We start from the raw sequence: 26,104 nt of genomic DNA, 5'->3' as shown, positions 1-26,104 counted from the left end.
GTATTACATGGGCTTTCGCGCTATTCGTAATTTTACCAGATATGTATTTTAGGCCGTCCGCAACACACAATGGTTTGCCACAGGCAGGCTCTGACGCACCGATTTCATGTAATCGAGATCAAGCGTTGCCGTAACAGCTGTAACGAAGTCAGGGCTTTGCGCGATGACATGGCCCCATGGATTGATGGCGATCGAATGGCCATAGCAGGCTTTGCGGCCACTGGCATGAGTGCCGGTTTGTCCGACCGCCAGGAAGTAGGTCTGGGTTTCAATGGCGCGTGCCCTTGCCAGAACCTCCCAATGGTCCTTGCCGGTAGACAGGGTGAATGCGGCTGGCAGAACGATAATGTCAGCACCACGATCCCGCAGCCGCTGGAACAGTTCCGGGAAACGGATGTCGTAACAAATACCGCAGCCAACGGTGAGGTCACCGATACGGTAGGTGACGACATCCTCACCGCGACGGATGGAGTCAGACTCGCGGTAGACAATGCCTTCCGGCGTTTCGACATCAAAAAGATGGATCTTGCGGTATCGTGCTATCTGTTGTCCGTCCGGTCCGAACACCAATGACGTATTGTAGAAATGCTCTCCATCCTTTTCGACGATCGAACCGGCATGCAAAGTGATGCGGTGTTTGGCCGCCATCGACGAGAGAAATCTCCAGGTTTCACCACCCGGAAATGTCTCGGCACTGGCGTGCATTGCAGACACGTTGTCGTCCAGAAATGCGAAATATTCCGGCAGCACAACGAGTTGCGGGTTCTCGGCCTTGACGACATTATCGATCAGGGTGGCGGCTGTTTGCAGATTGACCGACTTGTCGTTCTGCGAGTTCATCTGAACCAGTGAGACTTTCATCCTGGGTTTTCCTTTATCAATCTGCTGCAGGGGCAAGGATTTTTGCCGTCGTATTCCAGGCGTCGCGAAGACCAAGGGCGATGGCGCCATGTTCCATGGTCAACACCAGCGTGTGGGCGTTGTTTGCGAGGGCGAATTCCTTCTCCGAAACACTCCAGGCCGGCAAAAGCCAGTGCTTGCCGGCCGCATGCGCCGCATCAGCCACAGTTTTCAGGTCGGTAAAATCGGCCTCACTGCGTTTATAGGCACCACGGCCACGGCGCAGTGACAGATCGCTTGGGCCAATGAAAACGCCGTCGACACTGGCAAGGGCGAGGATCTTGTCGATGTCTCTGAGCGCGCCAGCATGTTCGATCATTGGGTAACAACGGGTGTTGCGATCCTGATCGACAAACCACTGATCGTCCGGGCTCCCATAAGAAACGGTGCGTCCACCGGCAAAGCTGCGCTCGCCATGCGGCGGGAACTTTGCATAGGAGCATGTCTTTTCCGCATGCGCAGCGTCGAGAATATGCGGAATGACCACGGCATCGGCACCGAAATCCAGCGCCTGCTGAATGGGACCACGTTCCGGGGCCAGAACCTTTGCCAACACGTCGAGGCCCAGACCTTTGAGGACCGGAATGAAACGCTCAAGCGTGTCGAGGTCGAAACTGCCATGCTCGATATCGAGAACGGCTGAGGTGTAACCGATGGATGCCGCAATTTCCGCTGCGGCAACGTTGGGTCCTGAAAGCCAAACGGCTGATTTGTGTCGTGAGACAGGTGTCATGACTGATATCTCCGATCGGAAGGGGAAGGGCCGCTGTTATCCAAGGACATGGCGGACGGCATCTGCTGTGACGGAGACAATGTGCTCTGCCTCTTCCTTCGTCAGGCACAAGGGTGGTGCGAAACCGATGATGTCGCCCTGCGGCATGGCACGGGCAATGACGCCACGCTCCAGCATGGCTGCGACGATGGAAGCACCGACCTTCTTGGACGGATCAAAGAAACGGCGATCATCGCGATCTTCCACCAGTTCCACGGCCGCCATCAGACCATCACCACGCACGTCACCGACATTGGCATGGGACCCAACCGCCTGTGCCAGCGCGTCACGGAACCACGCACCGGTCACCTTGGCGTTTTCGACAAGACCCAGCTCATCGATCAGTTCAAGATTGGCAACACCGGCTGCCGCGCAGATCGGATGGGCAGAATAGGTCCAGCCGTGGCCGATTGGCCCGAGCTGATCGGAACCCTGAACCAGCACATCCCACATCTTGTCGCCAACGATGCTGCCAGACAGCGGTGCATAGGCAGAGGTCAAGCCCTTGGCGATGGTGATCAGATCAGGCTCGATGCCGTAATGGTCCGAACCGAACATGGTGCCGAGACGACCAAACCCGGTAATGACCTCATCGGCCACCAGCAGGATGTCATATTTGCGCAAGACGGCCTGAATGGCCTGCCAGTAGCCCTGTGGCGGCGGAACAATGCCGCCCGTGCCGAGAATTGGCTCACCAACGAAGGCGGCAATCGTATCCGGACCCTCCGCCAGAATAAGCTCTTCCAGCTTGCGGGCGCAGTCGGCGGAAAACTCCACCTCGCTCATGTTGCGGTCTTCGCGACGGAAGAAATAGGGAGCTTCGGTGTGCAGAATAGGCGCACGCGGCAGATCAAAATTCTTCTGGAAGGCTTCAAGGCCAGTCAGGCTGCCGGTCATGATGCCGGAGCCGTGATAGCCGCGCCAGCGCGAGATGATCTTCTTCTTTTCCGGACGTCCGAGAATGTTGTTGTAATACCAGATCAGCTTGATGTTGGTTTCATTGGCATCGGAACCGGAAAGACCGAAATACACACGGCTCATATTGCGCGGCGCGCGCTCGATGATCATGCGGGCAAGCGTGACCGAGGCCTCCGTGCCATGACCAACATAGGCGTGGTAATAGGCCAGGGACCGGGCCTGCTCGGCAATCGCATCGGCAATTTTCTGACGTCCATAGCCGACATTCACGCAATAGAGACCACCAAAGGCATCCAGACTGCGGCGACCGGTGGTGTCGGTGATGTAGACACCTTCACCGCTGGCAATGGTGCGGGTCGGGGTTTCACCACGGGCATGGGCACCCATGGCCGTTGAAGGGTGAAAGAAGTGATTGCGGTCCCAGGCGTTGAGATCGTTGCGTTGGTCGGTCATGCGTGTGTCCTTTCCATCCCGCTTTGGGCAGGTGTGTCGATGCAGAGATATTTGAGTTCGGTGAAGGCCTCGATGCCGTGGCGTGAGCCTTCGCGGCCAAGGCCGGATTGTTTCCAGCCGCCAAACGGCACCGGGCCTCCAGTGATCTTGACGCGGTTGATGGCCACCATGCCAAATTGCAGGGCGCGTCCGAGCCGCCATTGGCGGGCGCCATTTTCCGTCACCACATAGGCAACAAGACCATAACCGGTGTTGTTGGCGCGGCGGATAACCTCGTCTTCACTGTCGAAAGCGCTGGCAGCGGCAACCGGTCCAAATGTTTCCTCGCGCATGATGAGAGCATCATCGCCGACATTGGCGAGGAGCGTCGGTGTGTAAAAAAGCGGACCTGCCGGATGCGGTTTTCCGCCGACAATGCAGTCCGCTCCGCGGGCAAGCGCATCGCGCACCTGAGCCTCGACACCGCTGAGCGCCTTTTGATGCATCAGCGGGCCAATGTCGGTGTCCGGCTCCAGCCCATTGCCGACACGAAGTTCAGCAATGCGCTCTGCAAACTGCTTGAGGAAGGCATCGTATAAGGAGCGATGCACAAAGATGCGGTTGGCCGCGAGGCAATCCTGCCCGGATGTTGCAAATTTTGCATCCATGGCAATATCAACCGCGTGGCCGACATCTGCATCTTCAAAGACGATCAAGGGCGCATGGCCACCCAGTTCCATGACCAGCCTTTTCATGGTCGGCGCGCAGCGGCCGGCGATCAGTTTTCCGACATGGGTCGAACCGGTAAAGCTGAGCGCACCGACACGAGCATCGTCACACAATGCGCCGACGATCTCGATGGACTCTCCCGTCAAGACATTAAAGACACCGGGTGGAAATCCGGCACGTTCGGCGAGTTCCACCAGCGCCAGAGCCGACAAGGGCGTTTCACTCGACGGATGAGCGACGACAGTGCAGCCTGCCGCGAGGGCGGCTGCCGCCTTGCGTGTCAGCATGGCAGAGGGGAAATTCCAGGGGGTGACCAGAGCCGCAACACCAATCGCTTCGCGGCGGATGATCATCTCCGCCTCAGGCAGGTGAGGTGTCACGCCTTCGGTATTCAGGCGGCGACCTTCTTCGGCGTACCATTCGGGAAACGAGGCGGCGTAGTCGATCTCGCCCAAGGCTTCGGCAAACGGTTTTCCCTGCTCAAGCACCATGATCAGTGCCAAATCCTGCCGGTGCTTGCGGATCAGTTCTGCCCAGTTGCGCAGAAGGGCGGCACGTTTTTCAGGCAACAATGCCTGCCAGCCGGGGAATGCCTGGGAGGCCGCAGCGATGGCGGTGTGAACCTCATCCACACCGGCCATGGTCACCCGCGCGATGGGCTGACCGGTTGCCGGGTCCGTCACCGCAAAATCCTTCGCTCCGGCGATCCATCGTCCATCACAATAGGAAAGCTCACGCAACAGGCCGGGGTCTTCAAGACTATCGAGTGCGACATGCCGCCGCTCGCGGCGGCTCATCAGGGCCTCGCTCATATGTTCTGTCCTCGGGTGTTATTGACGTGAGGCGAGTATTACAGAACCGGGATGAGCGGTTGGTCCAAAGACGGCGGCATCACAGCCCGGCCGGACTGTTTATCGACTGGTTTCAGTCCGGACGGTCTTTCACCGTGCGTGTAACAATGTAGGTGAAATAACGCTGGATGCCGATTTCCATGGTCAGCAAACGATCAATAAGGCGTTGATAACTATCAATGTCGGCAGTCTCGACCGTCAGGAAATAATCGACGCCGCCGCCCACCGACCAGCAGGAAACGATTTCCGTTATTTCGCCGATAGCAGCTTCAAAGCGCTTGAAGTCCGCATGGCGATGACTGGCGAGGGTGACCTCTACCAGCACTTTGACAGCTGCCGCCTGCTCGATGCGCGACACACGGGCATGGTAACCGGTAATGATGCCTTCCGCTTCCAGCCGTTTCAGCCGTGCCCAGGCCGGCGTTGCCGACAGGCCAACCGCCTCGGCCAGCGCCTGTTTGGTAAGGCGTCCATTGCGTTTGACCGCTTCAATGATGCGTTGATCGATGGGATCGAGTTTCAGTTTTTCCTCCATTGCCGGGTGACAGGGGTGTTAAATCAGGCCGGATCGATATGGTTTGAACATGTTTTTATAATGCACATTGAAACATGCTTGACTATGTTTTTTACATATGAAATGTTTTTTGCATCAACATAAAACAAGAGGGCGAACTTATGTCACTGTCGAAAACGGCCATGCGCGCATTCCTCGCATCTGCCGCTCTGGCGCTTCCCGGATTGGCTTTCGCCAATACGCTCAATGTTCAGATCACCGCAGATATCCGCAGTTCCCAGCCAGGCATCAATCGCGATGCAGGCACGGACTCAGTCATGCTGAATGTGGTGGAGGGCCTCGTTGCAGCCGGCGAAAAGGGTGAAATTCGCCCGATGCTTGCCAAGGAATGGACCGTTTCCGACGACGGCAAAGTTTACACATTTACCCTGCGTGACGGCGTGAAGTTTCACAACGGCGAACCTATGACTGCCGCCGATGTGCAGTGGAGCCTTCAAAAGTTGATCCGTGACCCGGAATTCAACTGCAAGGCCTTTTTTGACGGCAGCCGTGACGCCAAGCTCGAAACGATCGAGGCGAAGGATGACAAGACTGTTGTCCTGACGCTGGATCGCCCGGACGCGATGTTCCTGAACTATATGGCACAGGCGCAATGTGGTTCCACGGGCATCGTTCACCGCTCGTCCTTTGGTGATGCCGGCAACTGGAAAACACCGGTTGCCACCGGTCCATTCGTGTTTGGCGAGTGGAAGCGCGGGCAGGGGCTGACGCTGAAGAAATTTGCCGATTATGCCCCATTTGGCGACAAGCCGGATGGTTATGGCGGACGCAAGGACGTGCTGGTCGACGAGGTCAAATATGTCATCGTGCCGGATACGGCAACCGCCGTGGCGGGTCTTCGCAGTGGTGCGCTGGATGTTCTTCCCTACCTGCCTCCGGCAGAAGCTGCAAAGCTGAAGGATGAAAAGGACTTCACGATTGTTGCTGCACCGCATGGCGGCCTGATCACCATGCTGTTCCAGACTGCCGATCCGCTGATGTCCAAGGTGGAAATGCGCCAGGCGGTGATTGCAGCGCTCGACACACCACAGATCGTCGATTCCGTGACCTATGGTCTCGGCGTGACCAACAATTCTCTGGTGGCATCCGGCTCGCTCTATCACACGTCAGCGCAGGACAAGGGATATACCTATGACCCGACCGCCGTGCAGGCATTGCTGACCAAGGCCGGTTACAAGGGCGAGAAGATCACCATTCTCACCAACCGCCGCTCTGCTATCAACTACGATACGGCAATCATAGCGCAGGCGATGTTGCAGTCGGTCGGCATCAATGCCGAGATCGAAGTTCTGGAATGGGCAAGCCAGCTTGACCGCTTCAACAGCGGTAAATTCCAGATCATGGCATTCAATTACTCCAACAGAACCGATCCGGCGCTCGCCTACCAGACGGTTGTCGGCTCAAAGGCCAAAAAGGCCAATGCCATCTGGGACGATGCCGAGGTGAGCGAACTCGTCAGTCGTGCGCTGCAGGAGGCTGACCCGGCCAAACGCCAGCCGATCTTTGATGATCTGCACAGCCGTTTTCTGCAGCAAGTACCTTTCGTGATGCTGGCCAACGGCCTCGATGTCGGCGTTTCCGGCCCCAAAGTGAAGGGCTACCGCACCTGGCAGGGCTTTGCCCGCTTCTGGGGCGTTGAAAAAAACCAGTAAAAGTGACTGTCGGATAGCGTGATGCTTAAATTTGCCCTGAGCCGATTATTATCGGCAATCCCCACCCTGTTCATCGTCTCGGTGGCGGTGTTCGGTCTTGTTCGCCTGATACCTGGCGACCCGGCCAGTCTGATGCTCGGAGATCTCGCTGATGCCGATACACTGGCCGCGGCCCGCAAATCGATGGGACTGGACCAACCCGTGCCGCTCCAGTTCGTTATCTGGCTCGGCAATGTCATACAGGGCGATCTCGGCCACTCTGTCCTTAATGGTCAGCCTGTGCTGGAACTGGTGCTGCAACGATTTTCAACCAGTGCCTGGATGGTACTGATTGCAGTTGCACTTTCGGTGCTGATCGCCGTGCCACTCGGCATGGCGGCAGCCTGGAAACAGAATGGCAGCCTTGATCTGGTCATCGTTGCCATGTCGACCTTGCTTCTGTCAGTCCCGACCTTCTGGTTGGGATTGATGATCCTGCTCGGTTTCGGCCTCAAGCTCGGCTGGTTGCCGGTGCTTGGTTATGTCTCCGTGACCGAAGATGCGGTTGCGGGACTGATCTACCTGATCATGCCGGTGGCGACACTGGTTCTGCATGAGGTGGGTATCATCGTGCGCATGGCACGCGCCTCGACGCTGGATGTCTTGCGGCTGGATTACATTACCCATGCCCGTGCAAAGGGTCTCAGCGAATGGGCGGTGTTGATGCGCCATGCGGCCCGCAATGCCTTCGGCCCGACCTGGACGCTGATCGGCCTTATTCTTGGTAACCTGCTTGGTGGTGTTGCCGTGGTGGAAACCGTCTTCACCATTCCCGGCCTTGGACGATTGATCGTCGATTCCATCTATGCCCGCGACTACGCCGTGGTGCAGGGCTGCCTGCTGTTTGTGGCCGTGACCTATCTTCTCGTCAATCTGCTGGTTGACCTGCTTTATCCCCTTTTCGATCCGAGAGTGACTGCAGAATGAAACGCCATCAGAGAAATCGTATCTTCGGCGGCGCGCTTCTGGCCTGTTTTTTCGGGGCCGCCCTTGCCGGACGGATCTGGACACCCTTCGATCCGATGCGCATTGACCTGCGTGCCAAATTGCAGGCACCGGATGCCGTCCACTGGCTGGGCACCGATGAGTTTGGTCGCGATGTGTTATCGCGGCTGATGACCGCAGCGGGAACCAGCGTATCAATCAGTCTCGTCACTGTGTCGATTGCCGTTCTCTCCGGCATCATCCTTGGCGTGCTGGCAGGTTATGCCCGTGGCTGGACCGACCGGGTGATCATGGCTTTCAACGACGCACTTCTTGCCTTTCCCAGCATGTTGCTGGCACTGGCCCTGCTGTCGATCACCGGTGCCAACATGTATGGCATCATCCTGGCGCTCGGCATTGCCTATACGCCTTCCATGGTGCGCGTGGTGCGCGGTTCGGTGCTGTCACTGCGTGAGCGGGAATTTATCGAAGCATCCCGCATCATGGGCAATTCCGCTGCCTATACGATGTTTCGCCATATCGTGCCGAACTGCCTTGGTCCGGTGATCGTGCTGGCAACCTCGATGTTCGGCTCGGTGCTGCTGACCGAAAGTGCACTCAGCTTCCTTGGTCTCGGTGTTCCACCACCGGCGCCCACCTGGGGCAACATGCTGGCCAGCGGCCGCCCGCACATCGCCGAAGCCATCTGGCTCGGCATCTTCCCGGGTCTCTGCATTTCTCTGTCGCTGCTCGGCATCAACCTGTTCGGGGATGCAATCCGCGACCGTTTCGACCCACGCATGAGGGGATTGTAAGCCATGAACCAGCCTCTCATTCAGGTTGAACATCTCAGCCTTTCCGTAAACAGCATGACCGAGCACCGCATCGTGCAAGATGTGTCTTTCGAGGTCGGTGCGGGTGAAATCGTTGGTATCGTCGGGGAAAGTGGTTCCGGAAAAACCATGGTGGCCCGCAGCCTGATGGGTCTTCAGCCACCAGCCATTGCGATTTCCGGCGGGGACATCCGTTTCGAAGGACGCTCGGTGCCTGCCATGACCGCAAAGGAAATCCGCGCGTTGCGCGGCTCCAGGCTTGGCATGGTGTTTCAGGAGCCAATGACCTCCCTCAATCCGTCGATGACCATCGGCAAACAGCTTGAGGAACCGCTGAAACTGCACACAAGGCTGGATAAAGCCGCACGGCGCCAGCGTATTCTCGATATCTTGCGACGGGTCGGCATTCAGGATCCGGACGGTGCATTGCTGGCCTTCCCACACCAGTTTTCCGGCGGCATGCGCCAGCGCATGATGCTGGCCTCTGCCATGCTGCTCAAACCATCCCTGCTGATCGCCGACGAACCGACCACCGCCCTTGATGCGCTGGTCCAGCGCGAAGTGCTGGAACTGATGCTGGAGATGGTGCGCAGCGAAAACACGGCTCTGCTGATGATCAGCCACGACCTGCCCATGGTGGCACGCTACTGCAACCGTGTGATCGTGATGCGACAGGGCGAGATTGTCGAACAGGGACCGGTCGAGCAGATCATTTCCCATCCGACCCACGACTATACCCGCGAATTGCTGCAATCCATGCCGGTGCGCGGAGCGGCGCGGCAGATTGATGCCGCCACAAAGCCGGTGATGGAAGCGCGCGGCATCGAGGTGACCTACAGCGCAAGCGGCGGTTTTCTTGCGCCACGCAAAACCAAAAAAGCACTGCATGGTGTTGATCTGGTGGTGCGCCCCGGCGAAATCGTGGCGCTGGTTGGTGCGTCCGGTTCAGGCAAGACCACCCTTGGCCGTTGTATTGCCGGGCTGGTGCCAGCCTCATCGGGGCAGATTTCCTTTGCCGGTGAAGAGGTGAAGCCGGGGTCTGAAGCCTGGCGTCACTACCGCCTGAATTGCCAGATGATCTTTCAGGATCCGTTCGGGTCGCTTGATCCACGCATGAAGATTCGCGACATCGTCGCAGAGGCCTTGCGGCACGACACAGAGATCAGCCGAGACGAGAAAAAGCAGCGTACCGTCGCCATTCTCAAGGAAGTCGGACTGGACGAACGCTACCTTGATCGTTTCCCGCACGAACTGTCCGGCGGCCAGCGGCAACGTGTGGCGATTGCCCGTGCCGTGGTTGGGCGACCACAATTTGTCATCGCCGATGAAGCGGTATCGGCACTGGATGTGACGGTGAGGGCGAAGGTTCTGGAGCTGCTGGCAGACCTGCAAAAACGTTATGGTTTTTCCTGCCTGTTCATCAGCCACGATCTTGGTGTGGTGGAGCAACTGGCCGACCGCGTGGTGGTGATGCGCGACGGCGCCATCGTCGAACAGGGCAGCCGCGACGTGATTTTTGACAGTCCACAATCGGACTACACACGGGCATTGCTCTCAGCCATTCCAACCCTGACCCGCACGGAAACCGGTGTCTCGCTCAACTGGCGTTTTGCACCGGACGAAGCAGCACGGATGCAAGGCCAGCAGGGCCAAGGCAAGCAGGCGGACGCATATCAATGACACATACCGCAATACCCACAGGCCTGCCGCGTGCCACGCCTTGTGCACACCAAACCGACCCGGCCGTTGTGCTTGCCATGCTTGATGAGATTGAACGTCAGGACCTGGAACTGCACAGCCTGCTGATCTGGCAAAATGGTGCGTTGATCACCGACGCCTATTGGGCTCCCTATACGGCGGCGCGCCCGCATATGATGCATTCGGTCACCAAGAGTTTCACCTCGATGGCGGTGGGGCTGGCGGTTGCTGACGGCCTGCTTTCGGTCGATGATACGGTGCTGTCCTTCTTCCCCGATTACACCGGGCCGGTTGACGACAATCTTCGCGCCATGAAGATACGGCACCTTCTGACCATGACCAGCGGCCACGGCCGCGGCATTTCCGGTGGTTCCTGGCGACGGCTGACATCAAGCTGGATCGAGGATTTTCTGCGCCAGCAAACCCCACACCGGCCGGGCGACGTTTTTGTTTACGACAGTGCGGCAAGTTACATGCTGTCTGCCATCGTGCAGCAGGTCGGCGGACGCATGATCGCGGACTATCTTTCCGAGCGCATTTTCAAACCGATGGACATGTCATCCGGCATGAGTTGGGATACCGGCACCGACGGCGTCAACACCGGTGGAAATGGCCTCAGTTGCACCAGCGAAGACATGTTGAAACTCGGCATCCTGCACCTGCAGCAAGGCGAGTGGCAGGGCCGCCAGCTTCTGCCCCGGTCCTGGGTGCAGGCAGCAACGGGAATGCAGGTGCGTGACGTGGTGCTGGGCGTCTTTACTGGCGACCATTATCTCGGACCCGACGAGGTCTCAGATGACGGCAAGGTCAGCCGGCGTGAAGGTTATGGTTATCAATGGTGGCGTGGACCGCATGACAGCTTTTCCGCCAACGGGCTGTTCGGGCAATATTGCATCGTCCTGCCACAGGAAAAGGCCGTTGTTGCCTTTACCGGAGGGCTGGAAGACAGCGACCGGCGTGTCCATCGCCTGATCTACGACCTGTTGCGTCCAGCGCTTGGCAGCGGGGCTGCCCCTTCGGACGCCGACCGGATGCTTGAGGACAGACTGGCCGGGTTGCGACTGAAAGATTTTACTGATGTGGCTTTCAACTCGGAAGAACTGCCGTGCGGCACATGGCATATGGCGGCAAACGACCAGGACGTGAAAACCATATCCGTAACCAATGATAAGGACGCTGTTGTCTTCACGCTGAGCGATGCCGACGGAACCCATGAGGTACGCGCCGGGTGCGGGCACTACCTCGAAACAGTGACCACGATGCCGGGTGCACGGCTGCATCATTCCTATCAGCCCGATGGTGGGTTGAAGGTGGTCGCCTGCGCCCGAATGATGACGGGCGAAAAGGATCACCCTGTTCTGGAGATGGACTGGATATTCGTTGAAACCGCATTCCGCGACACCGTTCGTCTGCGTTTTTCCGGTGAAACCGTCACGCTTTCAAGGTCCGTCAACGTCAACTCCTCCGAAATGGCACTGCCGGAATTGGTTGGACAGTTGACGCGCCAAACGACAAGGGAGCGGCAACATGGGTGAAAGCGGACAGGTTGCCATTTCTCACATGACGCATGAGGCCTTTGCCGAGCGCATGAAGCGCCCGGCAGTGATCCTCATACCGCTTGCGTCGCAAGAAGAGCAGGGGCCACATGCGCCGATGGGCGATTTCATGCTGACGCAGCGCCTGTCGGAAATGTGTGCCGCCGCAGGCGATGGCCTGACGGCACCGGTTCTGCCATTTGGTTATGCCGAATTTTTCCGGGCGATTGCCGGTGGAATTCAATTGCGCGCCGCGACCTTTACAGCAGTGCTGGAGGACATCTTAACCTCCTTCCTCGACCACGGTCACAACAGGCTGTTGATCTTCAACGGGCACACCACCAATGCATCCCTGATCGACCAGGTGTGCCGCAAAGTGCGGAGGGAAAAGGGGGTGCTGATCCCGTCTCTCAACATCTGGCAAAGCCTGCCCGACAGTCTGTGGACCAACCTTTATGGCGAAAACGCCGGACGTGTGCGCGGCCATGGCGGCGAACCGATGACGTCGGTTTACATGCATCTGTTTCCGGACCTGGTGGATGGTGAGGCGGTACGCGCACCCGCGCCGCGCGGCAGCGTGTTCGGCTTGCCGATTGGCGGTGTCTCCGCCAGCCGGTTCAACGGATTGCCACTGCAGATCCCGCTTGATTGCACGGAAGTTGATCCGGCCGGCATGCTGGGTGGCCTTGCCTCACTGGCAAGTGCTGAAAAAGGCAAAGCGATTTGTGATCATATTGTTGATCACACAGCACAATTGATGCGTCATCTCGCCAGTTTTGATCCAAGAGACGCTGTAAAGCCCTATAGCGAACAACCAGATGCTTCACGGCAAGGAGACGCTGATGACTGAATTGCGAATTGGCCCGATGCCAGCCGTGGTGCAGCAGGAGGTTATCGACGCGCTACAGCAGATCGAAACGGCAAGTGTTGGACATTTGCGCCATACCGGCTTCATGCGTGGTGACATACAGGCGGTGAGGCCGGATCAGAAAGCCCGTGCCGGTGTTGCGGTGACACTGGCCATTCCGGCGATGTGTTCGACCCTTCTGCATTATGCACTGAGCCATGTGCGTCCCGGCGACATGCTGGTGATCGACAGGCTCGGGGATGATCGTCACGCCTGCCTTGGCGGGGCGGTGGCGCGTGCCGCGCGCATGGCCGGTGTGGCGGGCGTGATCATTGACGGACCCTGCACCGATGCCGCCGAAATTCTCGCAGAAGGACTGCCCGTCTGGTGCCGTGGCGTCTCACCCGTGACCACCCGCCAGCTTGATCTCGGCGGCACGTTCAATCGGCCGATTGCCTGTGGTGGCGTGCCGGTTCTGCCGGGAGATATCGTTCTGGGGGATGCATCCGGTGTGGTGGTGCTGCCAGCCGATGAGGCGGCTGACATTGCCGCTATCTGCCTGGCCCGCGAGGGCCGTGTTGCCCGCACCATGGAGCGACTGCTTGCCGGCGAAAAGCTCGGCGACATTACCCGTGCGGTGGCCAAGATCAATGCGCGGCTCAATCCGACTGACAATGAAGGTAAAAATTGATGATCCAGACATTCGGCAATCTTGAAGATGTCACGCTGGAGGGTGTGCTGTCGGTGATCGCACCGCGCACGCCGCTGGTTCCGATGGTGTTTGACAGCCCCCATAGCGGGCTTGAAATGCCTCATAACTTTGCCCCTGCCGTCTCAGCCGAACGTGTCCGCGTAGCTGCCGATACGCATATTGATGACCTGTTCATGTCGGCAAGCGAGATCGGTGCGCCGTTGCTGCTGGCGCATTTCCCGCGCAGTTTTCTCGACGTCAATCGCTCACTGCTGGATATGGACACTTTGCTTGTCGAGGGCGAATGGCCCCATCCGGTGCGTGACAGTGGCACGGCAAAGCGTGGCATGGGCCTGATGTGGCGTTACGCCTGGGGCGATGAACCGATGTATGCCAGCCCGATGAGTGTGGCGGAAGCTGAGGCGCGAATTGCCACCTACTGGCAGCCCTACCACCACTATCTTGCAGCACTTTTGAACGCGGTTTATGCGCGGTTTGGCCGGGTCTATCACATCAATTGCCACTCAATGACTGCGGTCGGTCACGCCATTTCCTCCGATCCCGCCGGAACGGTGCGCGCCGACATTTGCCTTGGCGACCTGCATGGCGGATCGGCCTCGGCAGAATTCGTGTCGTTGATTGCCGAAACACTGAAAGGAGAAGGTTTGACCGTTGCCTTGAACAAGCCGTTCCGTGGCGCGGAGCTGGTCGCGGCCTATTCCAACCCAGCACTTGAACGCCACAGCGTGCAGTTTGAAATCAACCGCAAGCTCTACATGGATGAGACAACGCGCGAACGTAACGGTGGTTACGAGGCGCTGAAATCAGTGCTGGCCCGCATGAACCGTGTGTTGGCCGATTACGCCAGCCAGCAACAACCCAAGAAGCTCTGAGAGGATCTGTCATGCCTGCCCAGCAAACGGCTGCGCCGCTTAATTTCTATCGCCGAGGTCGCACACCGATCTTTGCATCGCGCATGGATCAACGCTTCTCATGGTGCTGCTACATTCCTGAAGGCTATGATCCAACCGGCGACAAGGTGCATCCGGTTACCGTTCTGGTTCACGGCAGCCTGCGTGACGCTGATATTCTGCGGGATGAATTCATTGATTTTGCAGAAAAGCACCAATGCGTTCTGCTCGCACCGCTGTTTCCAGCCGGCATTGATGACCCGGAAGATCTGCACAATTACAAGCACATGATTTATCATGGCATCCGCTATGATCTCATTCTGCTCGACATGATCGAAGAACTGGCAGGCCGTTACCGCGTGAAAAAAGACAAGGTGCTGATGCACGGTTTTTCAGGCGGCGCGCAATTTGCCCATCGTTTCCTTTATCTTCATCCTGACAGGCTGCAAGCCGTTTCCGTCGGCGCCCCGGGCACCGTGACCTTGCCGGATGCGCGTGCATCCTGGTGGGTTGGGCTGAAAGGCATGGACGAGATTTTCGGCAAGCCGCTTGATGTCGACGCGATGCGTCGGGTGGCCGTCCAACTGGTCATTGGTGACGCAGATATCGAGACCTGGGATGTGACCGTCGGGCCGAAATCGGCATTCTGGATGGACGGCATCAATGACAGCGGCGAGACGCGCGTCGAGCGTCTGCGCACATTGGAAAAAGGCTTGAAGGCAATCGGTGTTGAACCACGTTTCGACACGGTGCCTGGCATCAGCCATGATGGCACAGGCATTCAGCCGCCGGTAAAGGCGTTCTTTTCCAACGTGCTTGAAACACTGGACTGACTAGCTTTTCCTGAAAGGTGTTGCCGGAGACTGGGTTTTCAGTTTTCGGCAACAACTGATGTGACGACCCAACGGGCAACGCTTTTGGTGCCTTCAGGCTCAGGGATCGTCACACAGCGTGTGTTCACATCAAAATCAGCCTTTTCGACAACAACCGTCATGCGACTGGCGCCGACTGTCGCCCCATAACGCATCATCTGGCTGCCAGCATCGGCATGGTCTTTTGTCGACAAGGAAACATCGCCTGTAACGCCGCGTTGCGCCGCCCATGACAGGACGGCGAACTCTGCCATCTGCTCCGGCGCTGACAAGGCAGGGTTGCCACGATAGGCGGCGAGGTAAGGCATTCCCTTTTCAAGACAGGCCAGAAACTCCTCAACCTGCGTCGGCTCCAGCCGGCTGTAACGGGCGCGTTGAGGCAAAACCACAAGTGACGCCGCGAAACGGCATCCGCCGAGATGGGTGGACTGCAGGATGCGAAAGCGGGCGGGGTCAGCGGCCTGCCGCAAGGCTTTCCAGGTGGCAAAACCGTAACGGGCGCAGCACGGGTCCTGTTTGCCATCGGTACAACAGACGATTGTTTGCCTCGGATCGAGTTCGCCCTCAATTGTGCCGCCTCTGGTTATGTCCTGCAACAGATCCGCTGCCTCGTCAGGCGTCACATGGTTTCGGACGATGCCTTGATGGGTAAAGCCGATATCATCACCATCGACCAGTGCCACATGAATGCCGGCGGCATTGGCTGCGACGATGGCATCGGCAAGGGCAGGGGTCATGCCGTGTGAGGTGATGCGCGGCACACGCCAGTCACCGCGCGGCCAATGAAGCAGAACGTAACTGCGTGACGAGGGACCGAGCCCCGGCGCCGGCTCACCTCGTTCGATGCAGAGATCACGGCAGAAGATGCGTGCCATGCTGCCTCAGTCGCTGATCCGGGCTGGCCTGACCTCGCCATTGGCCGGCGAGCGGCTGAGATGGCGAAACAGAATGGCGGAGGCCAGTTTGCGATCGTCTGCCTTGATGGCTTCCAGAATGGCCAAGTGATCACGGGCCGCCTTGCGCACGCCAGCCTCGCTCAGTTCGGCAAATTCGGCATATTCCGTCATGCGGCGCAGGCTGTTCTGGCGGCGAATGGCCTGCTCCAGAAAGCGGTTATGAGACCAGGACACCACCGTTTCGTGGAAACGGGCATTGGCTTCAAACCAGGCGGACCCTTCAATGCTGGCAAGCGGCGCGTTGAGAAGCGCTGTCTGCTCGGCTTCCAGAGCTTCAAGAGCACCAAGATCAACCCGAAACGTATCTTCCATGACCGCACCACATTCGATGATGGCGCGGAAAGCGTAACTTTCATTAACGGCCTGGCGATTGTCGAGGCATTCGGCAAACCGCCAGCCGTGGCCATCGCGACGTTCCGCCAGCCCCTCGGCAGACAGCCGCATCAAGGTGCGACGGACCACACCGCGTGACGTGCCAAAATGCTCGAGCAACTCGGTTTCCGAGGCTTCACTGCCAATCAGCCCATTGGCCCGCGCATGCATGATCTGCCGGTAAAGCGTATCGACGCCGGACGGCGGCACCATTTCCTCAAAACGATCATCGCCGGCGGGAACACGCACCAGCACAAAACCACGATTGTCGGTTTGCGCCAGCAGACCCTTTTCAGCAAGGAATTGCAGCACCTGTCGCACGGGCGTACGGGAAATGCCGAATTCGCGGGCAAGCGCCGCATCGGAGATTTTTTCACCAATTGCCCACCGTCCACCACGGATGATCGGCATGAGTTTGCGGGCTACCTCGATCTGTAACGAACTCAGTTCGCTGGTTTCCAGCGTGAACTGCTCCGACGGGCCACCATTTGCATCCACGAACAAGCAATCCTCTAAAAGATAAAAATGAATTATGCACACACATAATACAAAATATCCGAGGCTTCAAAAGATGATTTGGTGGATTGCGATATAATTTCCGGTTGCAGGCAGCAAAAGGTGCATTCGCCCTGATAAACGACTGGATTGAATGATCAGCGGCCTATCAACTTGGCCCCACGCCGACATGACGTGGGGCCAGTTCAATTATCGGGAATTGGACAACCAGAAGTCCTGCCAATCCTGAAGTTTGGCGAAATCATCCGCTGTCGTTTCCGAATGGTTGACATAGAGAAGGTCGACAACGCTTGCGACGCCTGAAGCTTCTCCTTCAGGCATTTTCGCGTCCGTGTTGGTGGAGAGCTTGCCGTCGATGAGCTGCGGTGCCATGCCTTCTGCCGTCATCATGAAACGGGCGAAAAGCTTGGCAGCGTTGGGGCTTTTTGTGCCGGCCGCAATCACCGCCACACGTGGTGTCAACTGACCGACCCAAGGCTTCATTTCCTTGCAGATGCCCATGCCGTAACCGTCTTTTTTGGCGTCCCGGAAAATCGCCGCGCTGAGGAAGCCGATTGGTGGCTTTTCTTCCTTGGCACCAACAATCGGACCAACATCGGTGTCGGACTTGGTCACCTTCGGTTTGTTCTGCGCCAGACGCTTGACCCACTCAGCCGTTGCACTTGCCTCATCGGTCTTCAGCTCTTCACCGAACTGTGCCTTGTAAGCCTCGCGCATTGCTTCGTCGCCATGGGTGGCAAGCTGGTTGAACCAGAACATGGTTTCGTTACGAAGCAGGGGATCTGGAATGGCAACGCGGCCTTTCCACTCTTCTGTCGTCAGTGCCCAGAGATTGTTGACCGGGCAGGTCTCGCCATTAACATCGGTGTTATAGGAGAAGACCCAGGGGTTGTTGCTGGTGATCGCAGGGCTTTGATATTGAGCCGGAACCTTGTCCTTCAGATCAGGAGCAAGCCACGACACGCCAAAACCCTGCGGCAGGATCTGGCTGGCGACGGATGGCAGGTTGCTCATGTTGAAGACGTCGGTGCGAACGTTACCAGCAGCCGCTTCACGCGAGATGACCTGCTCCTGTTCCTGACCGTTCATCTTCACGCCGGTTGCTTTGAGGCCGTAGGTTTTCGAGAAGTTCTCGGCCATCGAGACAATTTTGCCTGTCGCGTCGATAACGGTGATCGGCGGCTCTTTTTTTGCCGCTTCGATCAGTGCTTCCAGCGAATATTCGCTATCGGGAATGCCAATTTCCTTGGCGTCCTGCGCTGCAGCATTTGCAAGGCCGAGAGCCATGACGGAGATGCCCGCCAGCATATAGGTCGATAGTTTAGGCATAGTTTTTCCTCCACTGCCTTTGAGTTCACATCCCGTCACAGCGCGATGCGTTTCTTATCCTGGTCGAACAGGTGCAGATGCTGCTTTTCGACCCAGAAATGGATGCGTTCGCCTGCGGCGACACGCGGGTTTTCGGTTGCGATTGCAAAGAAGCTGCAGCCTTCGACGTCGAGCTCGACAATCCAGCTTCCACCTGTTGGAACGACGTCAACGATCTTGCCCTGGCCTGCGGCACGACGGGTGGCTTCCTCAGCCGACAACTGGCCGACGCGGGTGGCTTCCGGCCTGATGCCAGCCGAAACAACAGGCGCGCCGTCAATGCCGAATGTTGAAAGAACACTGTCCAGCCAGACATGCAGCGGACCGGAGACACCGTCTGCACGTTCGATGATGTTGATGGGCAGGCTGCCGACGAATTCGGCCACAAACCGGTTGGCAGGACGCTCATAGATATCATCAGGGGTGCCGATCTGCTGCAGTTCACCTTCGCTCATTACCGCAATGGTGGTGGCAAGCGTCATGGCTTCCCACTGATCATGGGTCACGAAAACAATGGTCGAACCCGCCTCGGCATGAATGCGCTTGAGTTCGGCGCGCATCTCCAGTCGCAGTTTGGCGTCAAGGTTGGACAGAGGTTCATCCAGCAGGATGATGGATGGTTTCAAGGCCAGCATACGGGCCAGTGCGACGCGCTGCTGTTGACCGCCGGAAAGCTGGGCCGGGTAACGATCGGCATATTTGGCAATGCCGAGTTTGGTCATCACCTGATCGACAATGGCGTCGCGTTCGCCGGCCGGTATGGACCGCAAGGTCAGACCAAACGCAACATTGTCGCGGATGGTCATATGCGGCCACAGAGCATAGTTCTGGAACACCAGCCCCATGTTGCGTTTTTCCGGCACGGTGAAAACACCGTCTTCAACGGAGACGATCGGTTTGCCGTCTACCAGAATGCGGCCATCGGTCGGGTGTTCAAGACCGGCGATCATGCGCAAGGTGGTGGTCTTGCCGCAGCCGGACGGGCCAAGCAGGCAAAGGAATTCGGAGGCACCGATTTCCATGTTGAGGTCGGCAATGGCGGCAGGGCCGGTGCGACCATAATTCTTGCGGATATTTTCCAAGGTAATGCTAGACATTATTTGCTTCCCATACCGTCTGAGAGGTTGGCCTTGCTGATCTTCTGAACCAGCATCGTTCCTGTGAAGGCGACGACGCACAGCATCACCACCACGGCGTTGGCAGCCTGGCTGTAGCCGTAATCGACAAGGCGAATTGCGTAGGTCGTGAGCAAATCCGTGCCAGGAACGGCAAGAACCACGACAAGACTGAGACCCTTGATGCCGGAGATGAATGGCAGGAGGATCGCCGAAACCAATGCGCCGCGCTGGATTGGCAGAACGATGGAGCGCATGCGGCGGAACCAGCCCGCGCCGACAATCTGTCCGGCTTCTTCTGGTTCCTTGCCAAGCTGCATCATGGACGAGATGCCGGCGCGCGAAGCGAATGGCATCTGATCTGCGAGAATGGCAAGCACCAGAATGATGGGTGTTCCGTAAAGTGCTGGCAGCGGCGGACGGGCAACCGCAAACATCGAGAGATACGCTGCAGCAAAGGCGATGCCTGGCACCAGATAGGGCAGGAAGGTGATCTGTCTGAGGGCAACGGAGACGAAGCCAACCGGCGCCAGAATTCACCGGTCAGCAAAATGCCCTGTTGCAATGCTGTCGTGCCGAGATCGGTACCGATCCAGTAATCAAGCGTGAAATTGTCCAGACTGAACGATCCCGGCACCCTCATGACGGTGGTCAGCGTCAGAGCAATGAGCGGGATCGCCGCGCTGATCGCAAAGACCGTGAAAGCCCAGGCGAGCGCTGGCGCCTGCCATTTGCCCAGTGCCGTCTGGCGAACCATGGCACCCTTGGAGCCAATGGTGACAAACCGTTTGGCTTCCTTGAGAAGGCGCATGTCGATGACGATGGAGATCGCTCCCAGAAGCACGATCATGCCAGCAAGCACGGCCGAAGCACCCGCCTGACTGGTCGAAATGGCGCGGAACAGCGAAGTTGCGAGCACATCAAAACCGACGGGCACGCCGAGAACATAGGCAACGCCGAAGTCACCCAGGCACTTAGCGAAGATGAGCGTGGCGGCGGACACCAGCGACGGCATCATCAGCGGCAGAATGATACGGCGTGCAACAACCCGAGGGCTTGCACCGAGGCTGCGCGCGGAGTCTTCAAGCTGCGTGTCGAACTGCTTGAGTGCATTGCCGAACAGCAGAATGACGAAGGGCGCATAATGCAATGCCAGAATGAGTGAGATCGGCAGGGCGCCGTAGGCCAGCCAATCCGGCGGCGTGAAACCGAGCGTCTCCATCCAGCCCGGCTGACCGCCTGTCGTCCGGTTCTTGAAAAGCGTCAGCCAGGCAAGCGCGAATGTCCAGGATGGCAGCATGTAGGGCACGAGAAGTGCTGTCGAAAACCACTTCTTGCCCATCAGGTCTGTGCGGCTCAACAACCAGCCGATCGGTCCTCCGACCAGAAAGGCGATGACGATTGCGGCAACTGAAATGATTGCCGTATGAGCAAGCGGCCACCAGAAGAGATCACGCGAAATCGGCGAAAGAAGCACGCGGTTCAGATAATAAAGCGTGAGATCACCGAGCTCCTGACGGGTGCGTGCAACATCGGCAAAATGCACGGTGATGGCATCCACCAGCAACAGCAGCACGGGCGCAAGAATGAGATAACCGAACACAACCAGCAGCAGGAGCGCCAGAAGAAGCGTCGGGTCAGCGCTATTGACGCGCAGAAGATAAAACAGCCGTTTCCAGGCCGGACGAGGACGTGAGTGGTCCTCCGGCAAAGGGATTTGCAGGGTCATAACATCACTTTCTGGGTTCGAAGCGGTGGCTTTTGGACGTCAGTCCGGTAGCGCACCGACAGCATCAGTTACCGCACGGACCGCGCGCCAGGCCTCTTGATACTGTACTGGCAGGAACTGCTCATCGCCATTGAAGGCGGCGGTCATTTCAGGCGGAAAACGGAATGAGAAGAAACATGCCTTGAGCTTTTCCGTCAGAACAGGGTCAAGATCATGAGCATGCGCAAAGGCGGCGGTCGGGAAGAGGGGGCTTTCATAGATGACCCTGATGGCATTGCGGTCTATCGAGCCACGTTCGACCAATCGCTGCACAACATCAGACGCAACAGCCGCCATGTCGTAATCACCGGACAGAACGCCCATCACGGACTTGTCGTGCCCGCCGGACATGATTGGTCGATAATCCGTATCAGGCACCAGACCCTCGGCGGGGAACAGTGCGCGTGGTGCAAGATTGCCTGAGTTGGAGGCCACGGCGACATGGGCCACACGTTTGCCCTTCAGATCACCAAGTGCATGGTAAGGCGAATCGGCGCGAACGATGGCAACGAGGTGATAGCCGCGTATTTCGCCATTTTGCCCTTTTGCAGCAAAGGGCACGGCACCGGCCAGATTGACGGCCTTAACGGTGGGACCGGTGGAAAAACCTGCAAAATGCAGACGACCGGACCGCATGGCCGCAATTTCTGCCGAGACCGATTGCACGGGGTAATAGACGATTTGCCTGTTGAGGCAGGTCGAGAGATGTTGGGTGAAGGGACGAAACAGCCGCGCATAAACGGCTGGGTCTTCAATCGGCGCAAAGGCCCAGACAAGCGTGTCGGGATCGCGCAGTTTCGAGGTATCGGTTGGCAGGTCGGCGACGAGATCGCCGTCTGCGTCACAATAAGCCTGATCAAGCGCCGTACGCTGATTGCATGGTTCGGCTTTTGCGGCCGCAGCGCTGGCCGACAGGAAAGCGATCAACATGCCGCATGCTGCAAAGATGCGGTGGTATTTCATTTTCTCCTCCCGAAGGATTTTACCGGCTCGCGTCGGTCAACCCCTTGCTATAGACTGATAGCTATACCGAAATTCCTGTCAGAGTCCTGTCAACCTCATGCGTGTGCTCCTCATAGAAGATTCCGTCGACATTGCCGAAGCGATTGAATCGAAATTCACGCGTGCCGGGCACCATGTGACACATGCGCAGGACGGCATATCCGGCGAAGAGCTGGCAATCTACGGTGAATTTGACGTTGTGGTGCTCGACATCAACCTGCCGGGGCGAAGCGGCTTTGATGTGATGGCGCATATGCGCGAGCGTAATTCGCCAACCCCTGTTCTGGTGATTACCGCCAGAAACCAGCTTGATGACAAGATCAGCCTGCTTGACCTCGGCGCGGATGATTACATTGTCAAACCGTTCGACCTCAGCGAGTTGGAAGCCCGCATGCGGGCCGTGACACGCCGCCACAAGGGCCTTGCGAAATCTGTCATCCGGATCGGCCTGCTGGAAGTTGACCTGTCCTCGCGTGCCGCCAGTGTGGACGGTAAACCGCTGGAGCTTGGCCGCCGCGAATTCGAAATCCTGGAAGTGCTGGCCGCCCATGCCGGCAACACGGTCAGCAAGGACAAGCTCTATCTCAAACTGTTTGGCCATGACGACCAGGGAACGCCGAACGCGGTCGAACTGCTGGTGTCGCGCGTTCGCAAGAAACTCGAAACCGTCGATGTGGAGATCATCACCCATCGCGGGGCTGGTTATCTGTTGCGCAGCAAGACGGATGCGGTGAACTGATGGCGCGATTGTCGATTGAACGACGTTTGCTCATCACAACGGCCTGTCTGTTCCTGATCATCGGCAGTGTGATTGCCCTGACGGTGCGCAGCTATGCCAAACAGGCGGCCGATGAGGCGTTTGACCGCGTTTTGACGGCGTCTGCACTTGCCATTGCCGATACCGTCGGCATTGAGGAGGGAGCGGTCACGGTCGACATTCCCTATTCGGCCTTTGCAATCCTCGGCACATCGCGTCTCAACCGGGTGTTTTACCGCGTGACCGCACCGGATGGCAGTCTGGTCACCGGCTCACCGATATTGGGACTGGACATGCCGCCCGTGCAGGATGACGCATTGCATCTGCATGACGCGGTTTACCGCGGCGATCCGGTGCGCATTGCCTCCGTGCAGCGCTACCGTGCCGACACGGTGACGGGTGCGGGTGGCTGGATTGGCGTGATGGTGGCGGAAACACGCGAAGCACGGCAGGAACTGGCAGGCCAATTGACATTCAACGGCATGCTGCCAGCCGTTGCTGTGGCACTGCTGGCCGGTGGTCTTATTCTGGTTTCCGTGCGTTCGGCCTTCTCGCCACTTCGCCTGATTGAAAGCAATTTGCGGGCACGACGCCCATCTGATCTCAGCCGTATCGACCGGGAAGTGCCGACCGAGGTTTCAGCCCTGGTATCGGCTCTCAACGAATTCATGGACCGCCTTGGCTCGGTTCTGGATGGCGTCAAGCGCGTGACGGCCGATGCGGCCCACCAATTGCGCACGCCACTTGCCGCCATTCAGGCGCAGGCCGAGGTCGGCCTGGAAGAGACACAAGACCCGCAAATGCATCGCCGCCTCTCACGCATTCATCACAATGCGCGCGAAGCCGGGCTACTGGCCAACATGCTGTTATCGGACGCAACCACCATGCACCGCCTGGAAACCCAGGAGAGGGAGATCGTTGATTTCAGGGACGCCGTTGACAATGCCCTGCAGATGCTGCGGGCTGAAAGCGCCTATTCCAGTCTGATGTCATCCCTGACATTGGTGAAGCCTGAAACCCCTGTCTTGATCGAGGCAGAACCCGTCGTGTTGCGGGAGATGGTGCGAAATGTCATCGAAAACGCCTTTATTCATGCCGCCAGCCCGACAGTTGTTCAGCTGGAGGCCATAGACGGCTGGGCGACACTACAGGTGATGGACAGGGGACCGGGCATACCAGACGCAGAAAAAGGCAGGGTTTTCCAGCGTTTTGCACGCGCCGATGCGCAGCGACCCGGAACCGGACTGGGCCTTGCCATTGCCCATGATGTGGTTGTGGCATTTGGTGGCACGATTTCCGTTGCCGACCGTCAAGGTGGCGGCCTCACCGTCGAGGTCATCTTGCCAGTGGCTGCCAAAGGCGAGGTGTCATGATGTTCAGGTCCGCTTGGATATGGGCTGCGGCAGTCGCCATGCTGGTGATCGGTTCTGTCGCGCGCTCAGACGCCTTGGCGCAAGACCGCGCCGTGAAAGTTGCAGGGGTTGTTTCTGAAGAGCGGATAGCGCCGTTGCTCGACGCGCTCAAGGCGCGCCTGCCGGGTCTGGACCTCTCCTATAGCAGATTGTCCTCGGGACAGATTGCGGCCGACGCCAAACGCCCGGCGGCACCCTTCGACATTGCCCTGTTCTCGTCACCTGACATTGCGGTCTCGGTCGCAAACGAAGGTTACGCCGCTGACAATGGATCCGCTGTCATCACGGCCGATGAACAATGGCGCCATGAAGTCTTTGGTTTCTGGTCGGATCCTGCCGTGATGGTGCTGAGACAGGATGCCTTTGCTGATCGATTGCCACGAACCCGCATCGAGTTGGTGCGGGCACTTGAACAAAACAGCGAAAAATTTTCGCGGCGTGTCGGCATCGTCAATATCGGCATAGACGATGTCAGTTATCTCCTGGCGTCACAGGATTCCATCCGCACCTCGCTGTACTGGCGGCTGATGCGGTCCTTCGGCGTGGCAAAAGCTCGAATTTACGACACGACCGATGATCTTCTGACCGCGTTGCGGGCCGGCGAAATCGATGTTCTCTACAATGTGCCGCTATCGGCGCTCTCGGCCAGCGGCGCCTTGCCAGATGATATGCAGATTGTCGTGCCGCAGGATTACGTGCTGGCTGTGCCATGGACGGTTGTGATGCCCAAGGGTGGAGCAAATCTGCGGGCTGCACGCACTGTGCTACAGGCTCTGCACGGCGTGGAAGCAAGACCTGCGCTGGCCGAAGCGGGCTTCAGTTACCCCGCCGATTTTGTGGCATCCGACAGCTTGCAGGCGATTGAACTTGGGCCGGAACTTCTGGTGTTTCGGGACACGATCAAGCGCAGCAAGTTTCTCGACATCTGGTTTCAGATGGTCGTGAACTGACGACACTTGAGAGCTCGCGCCGCTTTTTCTTGTCCGTCAGGCCGGGCCGAGCAGGATGAATGTTTCGCTTTTGGAAACACCCTCGGTTCCCCGCACGGTGGAGATAAGGTGGTTCAACTCCGACATGGTCGACACCTCGATTTCCGCCACCACATCCCAGACACCATTGGTATTGGCAAGTGATGCCACGCCCGGCAGGCGCTTGATGGCCGACAGGGTGTGTTTGGGCGAGCCGGACACTTCAACCAGAATGAACGCGCGAATGAGATCGCGGCTGATGTCGTCTTTCAACCGGACGGTGAAACCCTTGATGTCGCCCGACGCGATCAACCGGTCGAGCCGCTTTTGCGCGGTGGCACGCGCCACACCGAGAATTTGCGCAAGCTGCGGAACCGAGGCTCTGCCATTGATCCGCAGCTCGGCAATCAGCCGTCTATCAAGGTCATCCATCTTTGCCTATTTCGTCAAATTACTTTCTATTTCGTCATTATATGTAATTTTGAAGCACTTTGTATTCTTTTTTGTTCTCCCGTCTCAAATTACCACTTGTTCCTGCTGAACAAGACCTGGCCTTCGAAAAACGCGGGATAATCCAAAAGAGCGGGCCGGTTGATGGCAGCAATTCGAATTGATCGAAGCTATAGACACGACGTCCTGCCATGAGCCCGGACATCATTTTGGGAGACGACCTGCATGAAACTTACTCGCGC

At 57.9% G+C, this 26,104-nt stretch carries 23 protein-coding genes and 1 pseudogene; 12 read left to right on the top strand and 12 right to left on the bottom strand.

What is annotated here, in order from left to right:
- Window positions 1-48: 48 nt before the first annotated feature.
- The 5 genes from RT613_RS09135 to RT613_RS09115 form a co-directional block, all read right to left on the bottom strand.
- Entirely contained in the window at window positions 49-861 is an 813-nt protein-coding gene (locus RT613_RS09135) for a carbon-nitrogen hydrolase family protein (protein ID WP_313614736.1), read from the bottom strand.
- Window positions 862-877: 16 nt separating this feature from the next.
- The gene (locus RT613_RS09130) at window positions 878-1,633 is read right to left on the bottom strand and encodes an aldolase/citrate lyase family protein (RefSeq protein WP_313614735.1); all 756 of its coding nucleotides are present in this window, start codon (window positions 1,631-1,633) and stop codon (window positions 878-880) included.
- A 36-nt stretch (window positions 1,634-1,669) separates the two neighbouring features.
- Window positions 1,670-3,043, bottom strand: coding sequence for an aspartate aminotransferase family protein (locus RT613_RS09125; protein WP_313614733.1), 1,374 nt, complete (start codon window positions 3,041-3,043; stop codon window positions 1,670-1,672).
- Window positions 3,040-4,563 (bottom strand): NAD-dependent succinate-semialdehyde dehydrogenase, encoded by a 1,524-nt coding sequence (locus RT613_RS09120; RefSeq protein WP_409558790.1) that lies wholly within the window; start codon window positions 4,561-4,563, stop codon window positions 3,040-3,042. Before RT613_RS09120 ends, RT613_RS09125 begins: the two co-directional genes overlap by 4 nt.
- A 112-nt stretch (window positions 4,564-4,675) precedes the next feature.
- Complete coding sequence (locus RT613_RS09115) at window positions 4,676-5,137, bottom strand: Lrp/AsnC family transcriptional regulator (protein ID WP_313614731.1); 462 nt, start codon at window positions 5,135-5,137, stop codon at window positions 4,676-4,678.
- 140 nt (window positions 5,138-5,277) lie between these two features.
- Here RT613_RS09115 and RT613_RS09110 point away from each other — a divergent pair, with 140 nt between their 5' ends.
- The 9 genes from RT613_RS09110 to RT613_RS09070 are packed head-to-tail and all read left to right on the top strand — an operon-like array spanning window position 5,278 to window position 15,139.
- The gene (locus RT613_RS09110) at window positions 5,278-6,828 is read left to right on the top strand and encodes an ABC transporter substrate-binding protein (RefSeq protein WP_313614729.1); all 1,551 of its coding nucleotides are present in this window, start codon (window positions 5,278-5,280) and stop codon (window positions 6,826-6,828) included.
- 21 nt (window positions 6,829-6,849) lie between these two features.
- Window positions 6,850-7,794, top strand: a complete 945-nt coding sequence (locus tag RT613_RS09105; RefSeq protein ID WP_313614727.1) for an ABC transporter permease — start codon at window positions 6,850-6,852, stop codon at window positions 7,792-7,794.
- Entirely contained in the window at window positions 7,791-8,606 is an 816-nt protein-coding gene (locus RT613_RS09100; RefSeq protein ID WP_313614725.1) for an ABC transporter permease, read from the top strand. Before RT613_RS09105 ends, RT613_RS09100 begins: the two co-directional genes overlap by 4 nt.
- Window positions 8,607-8,609: 3 nt before the next feature.
- Window positions 8,610-10,304 carry an ABC transporter ATP-binding protein gene (locus tag RT613_RS09095; protein WP_313614723.1) on the top strand — a complete coding sequence of 565 codons (1,695 nt, stop codon included), beginning with the start codon at window positions 8,610-8,612 and terminating at the stop codon, window positions 10,302-10,304.
- Window positions 10,301-11,857 (top strand): serine hydrolase, encoded by a 1,557-nt coding sequence (locus RT613_RS09090; RefSeq protein WP_313614722.1) that lies wholly within the window; start codon window positions 10,301-10,303, stop codon window positions 11,855-11,857. The genes RT613_RS09095 and RT613_RS09090 overlap by 4 nt, the downstream gene beginning before the upstream one ends.
- Entirely contained in the window at window positions 11,850-12,707 is an 858-nt protein-coding gene (locus RT613_RS09085) for a creatininase family protein (RefSeq protein WP_313614720.1), read from the top strand. The genes RT613_RS09090 and RT613_RS09085 overlap by 8 nt, the downstream gene beginning before the upstream one ends.
- Complete coding sequence (locus tag RT613_RS09080; RefSeq protein ID WP_313614719.1) at window positions 12,700-13,395, top strand: RraA family protein; 696 nt, start codon at window positions 12,700-12,702, stop codon at window positions 13,393-13,395. Before RT613_RS09085 ends, RT613_RS09080 begins: the two co-directional genes overlap by 8 nt.
- Window positions 13,395-14,288, top strand: a complete 894-nt coding sequence (locus tag RT613_RS09075; RefSeq protein WP_313614717.1) for an N-formylglutamate amidohydrolase — start codon at window positions 13,395-13,397, stop codon at window positions 14,286-14,288. The genes RT613_RS09080 and RT613_RS09075 overlap by 1 nt, the downstream gene beginning before the upstream one ends.
- 11 nt (window positions 14,289-14,299) lie before the next feature.
- Window positions 14,300-15,139 carry an alpha/beta hydrolase gene (locus tag RT613_RS09070; protein ID WP_313614715.1) on the top strand — a complete coding sequence of 280 codons (840 nt, stop codon included), beginning with the start codon at window positions 14,300-14,302 and terminating at the stop codon, window positions 15,137-15,139.
- Between the two features lie 38 nt (window positions 15,140-15,177).
- Here the strand turns inward: RT613_RS09070 and RT613_RS09065 are convergent, their stop codons facing one another.
- The 6 genes and pseudogenes from RT613_RS09065 to phnD form a co-directional block, all read right to left on the bottom strand.
- Window positions 15,178-16,053, bottom strand: coding sequence for a sucrase ferredoxin (locus RT613_RS09065; protein ID WP_313614713.1), 876 nt, complete (start codon window positions 16,051-16,053; stop codon window positions 15,178-15,180).
- Window positions 16,054-16,059: 6 nt separating this feature from the next.
- Window positions 16,060-17,004 (bottom strand): GntR family transcriptional regulator, encoded by a 945-nt coding sequence (locus RT613_RS09060; RefSeq protein WP_313614760.1) that lies wholly within the window; start codon window positions 17,002-17,004, stop codon window positions 16,060-16,062.
- A 207-nt stretch (window positions 17,005-17,211) separates the two neighbouring features.
- The gene (locus RT613_RS09055; protein ID WP_313614711.1) at window positions 17,212-18,351 is read right to left on the bottom strand and encodes an ABC transporter substrate-binding protein; all 1,140 of its coding nucleotides are present in this window, start codon (window positions 18,349-18,351) and stop codon (window positions 17,212-17,214) included.
- A gap of 35 nt (window positions 18,352-18,386) precedes the next feature.
- Window positions 18,387-19,487: an ABC transporter ATP-binding protein gene (locus RT613_RS09050; protein WP_313614710.1), complete on the bottom strand. Its 1,101-nt coding sequence runs from the start codon at window positions 19,485-19,487 to the stop codon at window positions 18,387-18,389.
- A pseudogene (locus RT613_RS09045) lies at window positions 19,487-21,234 on the bottom strand (ABC transporter permease). Before RT613_RS09045 ends, RT613_RS09050 begins: the two are co-directional and overlap by 1 nt.
- Window positions 21,235-21,273: 39 nt before the next feature.
- The gene (phnD, locus tag RT613_RS09040; protein WP_313614708.1) at window positions 21,274-22,236 is read right to left on the bottom strand and encodes a phosphate/phosphite/phosphonate ABC transporter substrate-binding protein; all 963 of its coding nucleotides are present in this window, start codon (window positions 22,234-22,236) and stop codon (window positions 21,274-21,276) included.
- A gap of 97 nt (window positions 22,237-22,333) precedes the next feature.
- On the opposite strand from phnD, the gene RT613_RS09035 reads away from it, so the two are divergent.
- The 3 genes from RT613_RS09035 to RT613_RS09025 are packed head-to-tail and all read left to right on the top strand — an operon-like array spanning window position 22,334 to window position 25,394.
- Window positions 22,334-23,014 carry a response regulator transcription factor gene (locus RT613_RS09035; protein ID WP_313614707.1) on the top strand — a complete coding sequence of 227 codons (681 nt, stop codon included), beginning with the start codon at window positions 22,334-22,336 and terminating at the stop codon, window positions 23,012-23,014.
- Window positions 23,014-24,405, top strand: coding sequence for a sensor histidine kinase (locus RT613_RS09030; RefSeq protein WP_313614705.1), 1,392 nt, complete (start codon window positions 23,014-23,016; stop codon window positions 24,403-24,405). The genes RT613_RS09035 and RT613_RS09030 overlap by 1 nt, the downstream gene beginning before the upstream one ends.
- Window positions 24,402-25,394 carry a substrate-binding domain-containing protein gene (locus tag RT613_RS09025; protein ID WP_313614703.1) on the top strand — a complete coding sequence of 331 codons (993 nt, stop codon included), beginning with the start codon at window positions 24,402-24,404 and terminating at the stop codon, window positions 25,392-25,394. Before RT613_RS09030 ends, RT613_RS09025 begins: the two co-directional genes overlap by 4 nt.
- 36 nt (window positions 25,395-25,430) lie before the next feature.
- Here RT613_RS09025 and RT613_RS09020 read toward each other — a convergent pair whose 3' ends face one another.
- On the bottom strand, window positions 25,431-25,844 hold the full coding sequence (locus RT613_RS09020; protein ID WP_313614702.1) for an Lrp/AsnC family transcriptional regulator: 414 nt from the start codon (window positions 25,842-25,844) through the stop codon (window positions 25,431-25,433).
- Between the last annotated feature and the right edge of the window lie 260 nt (window positions 25,845-26,104).

It is taken from the genome of Agrobacterium sp., assembly GCF_032092815.1.
Lineage (GTDB): Bacteria > Pseudomonadota > Alphaproteobacteria > Rhizobiales > Rhizobiaceae > Agrobacterium.
The sequence above is the reverse complement of the archived record's forward strand: the minus strand, read 5'-3'. Positions and strand labels throughout refer to the sequence as shown.

Coding starts and splice junctions, on each gene's coding strand:
- RT613_RS09080 (WP_313614719.1), top strand. CDS start 12,700: ATGACTGAATTGCGAATTGGCCCGATGCCAGCCGTGGTGCAGCAGGAG.
- RT613_RS09120 (WP_409558790.1), bottom strand. CDS start 4,563: ATGAGCGAGGCCCTGATGAGCCGCCGCGAGCGGCGGCATGTCGCACTC.
- RT613_RS09100 (WP_313614725.1), top strand. CDS start 7,791: ATGAAACGCCATCAGAGAAATCGTATCTTCGGCGGCGCGCTTCTGGCC.
- RT613_RS09070 (WP_313614715.1), top strand. CDS start 14,300: ATGCCTGCCCAGCAAACGGCTGCGCCGCTTAATTTCTATCGCCGAGGT.
- RT613_RS09050 (WP_313614710.1), bottom strand. CDS start 19,487: ATGTCTAGCATTACCTTGGAAAATATCCGCAAGAATTATGGTCGCACC.
- RT613_RS09090 (WP_313614722.1), top strand. CDS start 10,301: ATGACACATACCGCAATACCCACAGGCCTGCCGCGTGCCACGCCTTGT.
- RT613_RS09105 (WP_313614727.1), top strand. CDS start 6,850: ATGCTTAAATTTGCCCTGAGCCGATTATTATCGGCAATCCCCACCCTG.
- RT613_RS09125 (WP_313614733.1), bottom strand. CDS start 3,043: ATGACCGACCAACGCAACGATCTCAACGCCTGGGACCGCAATCACTTC.
- RT613_RS09020 (WP_313614702.1), bottom strand. CDS start 25,844: ATGGATGACCTTGATAGACGGCTGATTGCCGAGCTGCGGATCAATGGC.
- RT613_RS09030 (WP_313614705.1), top strand. CDS start 23,014: ATGGCGCGATTGTCGATTGAACGACGTTTGCTCATCACAACGGCCTGT.
- RT613_RS09065 (WP_313614713.1), bottom strand. CDS start 16,053: ATGGCACGCATCTTCTGCCGTGATCTCTGCATCGAACGAGGTGAGCCG.
- RT613_RS09085 (WP_313614720.1), top strand. CDS start 11,850: ATGGGTGAAAGCGGACAGGTTGCCATTTCTCACATGACGCATGAGGCC.
- RT613_RS09135 (WP_313614736.1), bottom strand. CDS start 861: ATGAAAGTCTCACTGGTTCAGATGAACTCGCAGAACGACAAGTCGGTC.
- RT613_RS09035 (WP_313614707.1), top strand. CDS start 22,334: ATGCGTGTGCTCCTCATAGAAGATTCCGTCGACATTGCCGAAGCGATT.
- RT613_RS09075 (WP_313614717.1), top strand. CDS start 13,395: ATGATCCAGACATTCGGCAATCTTGAAGATGTCACGCTGGAGGGTGTG.
- RT613_RS09110 (WP_313614729.1), top strand. CDS start 5,278: ATGTCACTGTCGAAAACGGCCATGCGCGCATTCCTCGCATCTGCCGCT.
- RT613_RS09130 (WP_313614735.1), bottom strand. CDS start 1,633: ATGACACCTGTCTCACGACACAAATCAGCCGTTTGGCTTTCAGGACCC.
- RT613_RS09025 (WP_313614703.1), top strand. CDS start 24,402: ATGATGTTCAGGTCCGCTTGGATATGGGCTGCGGCAGTCGCCATGCTG.
- RT613_RS09115 (WP_313614731.1), bottom strand. CDS start 5,137: ATGGAGGAAAAACTGAAACTCGATCCCATCGATCAACGCATCATTGAA.
- RT613_RS09095 (WP_313614723.1), top strand. CDS start 8,610: ATGAACCAGCCTCTCATTCAGGTTGAACATCTCAGCCTTTCCGTAAAC.
- RT613_RS09055 (WP_313614711.1), bottom strand. CDS start 18,351: ATGCCTAAACTATCGACCTATATGCTGGCGGGCATCTCCGTCATGGCT.
- phnD (WP_313614708.1), bottom strand. CDS start 22,236: ATGAAATACCACCGCATCTTTGCAGCATGCGGCATGTTGATCGCTTTC.